Raw genomic sequence first — 4171 nt, 5'->3', positions numbered from 1 at the left:
AACTGCAACAACAAGGCAAAGTAGTGGCGATGGCAGGCGATGGCATCAACGATGCAGAAGCTTTGGCAACGGCCGATGTTTCCATAGCCATGGGTTTGGGTTCGGATATCGCGATGGATGTGGCACGCGTTACGCTGGTTTCTTCCAATTTAACTTTGCTGCCCAACGTGTTTCAATTATCGGCACAAACGATCCAAACTATCCGGCAAAATTTGTTTTGGGCTTTTATTTATAATTTGATCATGATTCCGGTTGCGGCCGGTGCGCTTTATCCAACTTGGGGCATTCATTTGGACCCGATGTTTGCCGGTGCGGCTATGGCGTTGAGTTCGGTTTCGGTGGTGAGTAATAGTTTAAGGTTGAAGTGGAAAAGGTAAAAAGTTTACTGATTTTATACCGGTAAAAGAAGCATCAGTATCGGATGATATAATATTTATCCAAAGCTTGTTCGCGGGTTTTGTACCAAATAAATTGCTTGTAAATAATTTCGTTTGGATAATTTTTTATCACTTTTAAAATTTCAATTGGATATTTTTTTTGCAAACTTTTAAGTGTTGTTTCATTGACATAAATAATTTTTGAATTTGAAGTTTGGGCCGAGTCTTTTTCCCGTAAAAGTTGTACCGGTTGTTTGCAATAAAATTGGAAAGCATTGTTCAAACTGTCCATTACAAAAATTGGTTTTCCCACAAGTTTTTGATTGATGTAAACCGGCGCTTGTGCATCTGCTTTGTAAGAAGTTAGCAAAGGATAAAAAATAGTATTGAGGTAAAAGTTGACAAAAAGCATTGCACAACAAGAAAGTAAAAAATAAAAACTGAAACCGGAAGTTTTTTTATTTAAGTAGAAAATAAGGATTCCAAAACTTATTACTTCTGCCAAAAATAAAGCCGAAATTGTTGGTTGTAAAAAATAGTTAAAAACCAATACTGCCAAGAATAAAATGCAAACTTGCAACACTTGTATGGTTTTAAAAAATGCAATTCTTTTTCCTGAAAAAACTTTTCTAAAAACTGCCGCTGTAATAATCGCGAAAAACGGAAAAATAATATTGGTGTAAAACGGCAACTGAAAACTGGAAAGCGAAAAGATCAGCCACATGGCAAAACCGCCGCAAAGTGCATAATATTCGGGCAAACGTACGCCGGTTAATACCTTTTTTATACTACTAAAAACAGCATAAGCCAGCATAAAAAACCAGGGCGCAAAAGCCCAAATTAAAGTGTGGACGTAAAAAAACACACTTCCGCCTTTTCGGGTAATTGGCCCATTGTTAATGAAACGCCCAAACTGGCTGTCCCACAAAAACCAATGGATACCGGAAATATGCGTATTCTGGAAAGTGCTTTTTCCGGGCTGACTGTCAAACTGCACATACAAACTGTAAATTTCGGGCAGGATAAAAACAGCAGTTAGCACAATGGCCAGTAGCCATTTCAACCGAAACATTTCCCGAAAACGTTTTTTGAAAAGCAATTCGCCAACAACACTTGCACCGATCGGGATCAGTGCAAAAATCCCTTTCGTCATCACGGCGCATCCGGCCAGCAAACTTCCCAAAATCAAATCCCGCCAATTAAATTTACTTTCAACTTTAGAGAAATGATAAACGCTGCCGATAATTAAAGCCATTAAATAAGGTTCGGCGCGCACATCGGTGTTGGACATCAAGATATGCTGTGCCGAAAAAAGGATCAAAACGGCCATCAATGCAGTTTTCCGGTCGTAGTTCCTTTTGGCAAAAAGATACGTGTACCAGCCCGACAACAAAAAGAAAAGCAAGGCCGGCAACTTGTAGCTCCAAGTAGAAAAACCAAAAAGTTTAAAGCTTAGCGCTGCCATCCAAAACGGAAAATGCGGTTTGTCCAGCCAGTCTTTCCCGTAAGAAAACAATTCCCAATAATTGCCGTGCAGCACCATGTTTTTGGCCAATGCGGCGTACAAACCCGGGTCATCGGTAAAAAAAGCAACGTTGATGCCCGAAAAATTAACGGCCACAGCCAGCAGTAAAACCAGCAGCCAAGGCAAATTTTTATTCAATTGTACAGGCATATCGCGCTAAGCTCCGTAATTTTAGGCTGATAAAAGAAGCATTTTCGCTTCCGGTTGTTACCCATGGCAACAATCCATCAACAACCGCAAATATGCCAAATAATTACGATGCCTCTGCCTGGTTTTATGATGCGCTTGCAAAACTGGTTTTCGGCAAAGCATTGGTAAAAGCACAGCAATTTTTAATCGGGGATATTCAACCCAAACTTAATATTTTAATTGTGGGCGGCGGAACCGGCTGGATTCTAGAAGAATTAACAAAGGTGCAAGCTTCTTCCTTAAAAATTACTTATGTCGAGATTTCTGCAAAAATGCTTGCGTTATCTAAAAAGCGAAAGTTTGGCCAAAACGAAGTTGCGTTTGTGCACAAAGCAATTGAAGAATACCAGCTTTCGCAAAAATACGATGTGATATTAACGCCTTTTTTGTTTGATAATTTTTCTGAAAAACGCATCCAATTGGTGTTTAACCAATTGCACCAAAGTTTAAAATTGGATGGCTTGTGGCTGCTTTGCGATTTCCAAGTTCAAGAAAACCGACATCAAATATGGCAAAAGGTTTTATTGCAAACCATGTATTTATTTTTTGGATTGCTCTGTAATGTTGAAACAAAAACTTTGGTGAAAATGGATGTTTACTTTCAACATAGAAATTACGTTTCAGTTAAAGAAAAAACATTTTACCAGGGTTTTATCATTTCTAAGGTTTATCAAAAGAACACCAAATTTTAGGTGGTAAAAGAAGTATGCCGATACTGTTTTTACCGGCATAAATTTAATATTAAAGTGTTGTTTAAACTTCGTTGAATTGTTGTAGTCTGAACTGTATCTATCAACCAAAATTGATGAAATGAAAGGCACAATTTTAGAAATCAATTTTCAGTTCTGCCCATCTTATTATCAAAACTAAAAACCAAATTACAACAATGAAAAAGTTACTTTTTTTATCCGCTTTAATAACCGCAAGTTTAAGTTTTAACGCTGCCAAAGCACAAATTGGTGTTCATTTGAATGTGAACTTAGGGCCTCGTCCGGTTTATGTTGAACCAGCACCGGTTGCAGATGATTACTATTATTTGCCCGATGCGGATGCTTATTATTCTGTGCCCGAACAGGTTTATTACTATCAATATGGCGGCCGTTGGGTTTCTGGCCCGCGGTTGGTGGGCCGCTACCGCGATTACGATTACAACCGTTTGCGCCATTACCAGGTAAATGAATACCGGCCGTATTTGCGCAACGATTATTACCGCGCCCGTTACAGCAACCCGCAATTTGCACAAGGTTACAATCGGGGTTACCGAAATGAAGGTTATGGCCGGCCGGAATACCGTAATTATGGCGGTGGGCGTTTTGATAACCGTGATCAACATTTTGACCGCGGTGATTACAGGGGCGGATGGAACGACCATCATGATAATGGCAACCACAACGGCTGGTACAGGCATTAAAAACCCGAAGTTTATTGCATAAAAAAAGCTACCAAACCAGGCAGCTTTTTTTATGCGATTCTTTTTTTCATTATTCCCAGGCGCTGGCCGTGTTTAGCTTATGGATCGCTTCGGTATCTAAACTCAATTCGGTTGCTTTGATAATATCTTGCAACTGTTCTACGCTGGTTGCACTTGCAATGGGCGCAGTAATACCGGGCCGGTGCATCAGCCAAGCCAAAGAAACAGCAGCAGGCGAGGCGTTTGATTCTGCCGAAACTTCATCCAAAGCTTTTAATATTTTAAACCCGCGGTCATTCAGGTATTTAGTCATGCCTTGTCCGCGTTTGCTTTTGTTAAAATCAGTTTCCGAGCGGTATTTTCCGGTCAAAAACCCGCTGGCTAAAGAAGAATAACTGATCACGCCGATGTTGTGTTCCTGGCAAAGCGGCTCCAGTTCTTGCTCAAAACTTTCGCGGTCGTACAAATTGTACAAAGGCTGCAACGTTTGGTAGGATGGAAAACCATGCTCTTTGCTGGTTTTTAAAGCCACCAAAATCCGTTGCGCGCTCATGTTGGAAGTACCAATAGCACGTATTTTTCCTTCTTTCACCAAGTCGTTGAAAGCAGCAAGCGTTTCTTCCATCGGCGTGTCGGCGTCGTCTTTGTGCGATTGGTACAAATCAATAT

5 protein-coding genes are annotated in these 4171 nt (G+C 40.3%); 3 read left to right on the top strand and 2 right to left on the bottom strand.

Annotation, left to right across the window (positions count from 1 at the left end; translation table 11 throughout):
* Positions 1-377, top strand: a 377-nt coding sequence (locus Q0192_RS06700; RefSeq protein ID WP_299287974.1) for an HAD-IC family P-type ATPase, incomplete at its 5' end; no start/stop codon positions are given.
* A gap of 34 nt (positions 378-411) precedes the next feature.
* On the opposite strand, the gene Q0192_RS06695 is transcribed toward Q0192_RS06700, so the two are convergent.
* Positions 412-2052: a glycosyltransferase family 39 protein gene (locus Q0192_RS06695; RefSeq protein WP_299287971.1), complete on the bottom strand. Its 1641-nt coding sequence runs from the start codon at positions 2050-2052 to the stop codon at positions 412-414.
* Between the two features lie 92 nt (positions 2053-2144).
* Between Q0192_RS06695 and Q0192_RS06690 the strand changes: the two genes are divergently transcribed.
* Together Q0192_RS06690 and Q0192_RS06685 are read left to right on the top strand one after the other, a co-directional pair.
* Positions 2145-2783: a class I SAM-dependent methyltransferase gene (locus Q0192_RS06690; protein WP_299287968.1), complete on the top strand. Its 639-nt coding sequence runs from the start codon at positions 2145-2147 to the stop codon at positions 2781-2783.
* Positions 2784-2977: 194 nt separating this feature from the next.
* Positions 2978-3502, top strand: coding sequence for a hypothetical protein (locus Q0192_RS06685; RefSeq protein ID WP_299287965.1), 525 nt, complete (start codon positions 2978-2980; stop codon positions 3500-3502).
* Between the two features lie 70 nt (positions 3503-3572).
* Here the strand turns inward: Q0192_RS06685 and Q0192_RS06680 are convergent.
* A partial coding sequence (locus Q0192_RS06680) for an aldo/keto reductase (protein ID WP_299287962.1) occupies positions 3573-4171 on the bottom strand: 599 nt, incomplete at its 5' end.

Source organism: uncultured Mucilaginibacter sp. (assembly GCF_937859865.1).
Lineage (GTDB): Bacteria > Bacteroidota > Bacteroidia > Sphingobacteriales > Sphingobacteriaceae > Mucilaginibacter_A.
Note: the sequence above shows the minus strand (reverse complement) of the source record. Positions and strands in the feature narration are given on the sequence as shown.

What these genes read in the sequence shown, in the direction of transcription:
- Q0192_RS06695 (WP_299287971.1), bottom strand. Translation starts at nt 2,052, where the DNA reads ATGCCTGTACAATTGAATAAAAATTTGCCTTGGCTGCTGGTTTTACTG.
- Q0192_RS06690 (WP_299287968.1), top strand. Translation starts at nt 2,145, where the DNA reads ATGCCAAATAATTACGATGCCTCTGCCTGGTTTTATGATGCGCTTGCA.
- Q0192_RS06685 (WP_299287965.1), top strand. Translation starts at nt 2,978, where the DNA reads ATGAAAAAGTTACTTTTTTTATCCGCTTTAATAACCGCAAGTTTAAGT.